General features: G+C 32.1%; 1 protein-coding gene and 1 pseudogene. Both read right to left on the bottom strand.

Annotated features, from left to right (window positions below; all coding sequences use genetic code 11):
• Nucleotides 1-882, bottom strand: a pseudogene (locus tag AQ1689_RS10475) (OmpA family protein); the annotation flags it as partial.
• A 64-nt stretch (nucleotides 883-946) separates the two neighbouring features.
• Nucleotides 947-1,403 (bottom strand): PorP/SprF family type IX secretion system membrane protein (locus AQ1689_RS10470; RefSeq protein WP_145993707.1); only part of this gene is annotated, 457 nt, incomplete at its 5' end.

The following is a 1,403-nucleotide window of genomic DNA, read 5'->3' as shown; positions in this document are numbered from 1 at the left end:
TTCATCAATGCTTAACGCTGGATGACCACATGAAAAAGCGTCGCTATTAAATGGTAATTCTTGAACATTCCCCCATAAATCACCAATTTTATCGGCACTGTAAATTTTAAGATGCGATACTTGTGCTTTATCTCCTTTTAATGTTCTTCCATCGTAATTATCTCTTGTAAAATAGGCTTTTTTACCTTTTTTGGTGATAATTATATTCGATTCATGGTATTTTGAACTTAATCCTTCAAGCATTGTAGCTTTTTCTAGATCTAGCATTTTTTTAGATACTATATTTTTTTGCTTTGCCTTATAGATGTTTAAAAATGGTTGCTTATTCCATTTATAAAGTTTTTTATCACTTTTTGCCTTTGGTTTGGTGGAGGCAAAATAAAGTTCATCATTATAAATAAAACCTCCAAAATCAGAGTATTTTGTATTGCTTGATACATTGTGAATATTGATATAGGTTTTTTTTGTATTCGAATATTCTACAAAATAATCTTTGTTGCTTTCTAATGATTGCACCCTACTATCGGTGGCATTTTCACCTTTTAGTTTTAAAAGCCATGCATCAGATTCGGCTATTTTTCCGTTGGTTTTTAATACCTGTGAGTACCTAAATAAATGCTTTGAGGAAGCTATTTTTTGATAAAACTTCATTAATTTGGCGTAATTTTTCTCCGCTTTTGTAAATTCAAAATTGAAATATTGCGCGTCTGCTAAACGGCTTAATACCAAATAAGAGTTATCGCCTTTATCATGGATTGATTCATATAATTCAGCCGCTTTTTTATAGGCAAATTCTTTATAATACCTATCGGCAGCATATTTACGTTGCCCAAAACTTACGGTGCTTATTAATAAAATTAGTATGTATAGTATTTTTTTCATCTGTCTTATTTTTTTCAGGGATTTTCAGTAATTTTCAGCCATTTTCAGCACTTTCTAAAATGATTTAAAAGAATCTTGGCGATTTTAATGCGTGTTCTTTTAACATCTCATAACGAAGCATTACCTCGTAAGTTCCTGAGTTATAATTGCTGTAATTTGAAGTGGTTAAATCGTATGCAAAACCTATGTATAATTTTTTACTTGCCTGAAAACCTAGCAAGGCACTTACAGAATCGTCCCATCGCCAGGCTAATCCTGCTATAAATTTTTCATTAAACATAAAATTTGCTGACACATCGACTGATAATGGCGCTCCTTTTACTGCCTTTGCCAAGGCTGCGGGTTTAAACTTGATGTTATCACTTAAATTAAATACATATCCTGCGATAAAAAATAAATGCTGACGTTCTGTAGCAATATCACCGCCATTAATTGTATCATCATAATGATCGGTGCTGATAAAATTTGGGATTGCAGCTCCTACATACCAATTACTTGTGTAGTAATAAAGTCCTGCTCCA

Origin of the sequence: Tenacibaculum finnmarkense (assembly GCF_900239185.1) — a bacterium.
In the GTDB taxonomy this organism is placed as follows: domain Bacteria; phylum Bacteroidota; class Bacteroidia; order Flavobacteriales; family Flavobacteriaceae; genus Polaribacter; species Polaribacter finnmarkensis.
Note: the sequence above shows the minus strand (reverse complement) of the source record. Positions and strands in the feature narration are given on the sequence as shown.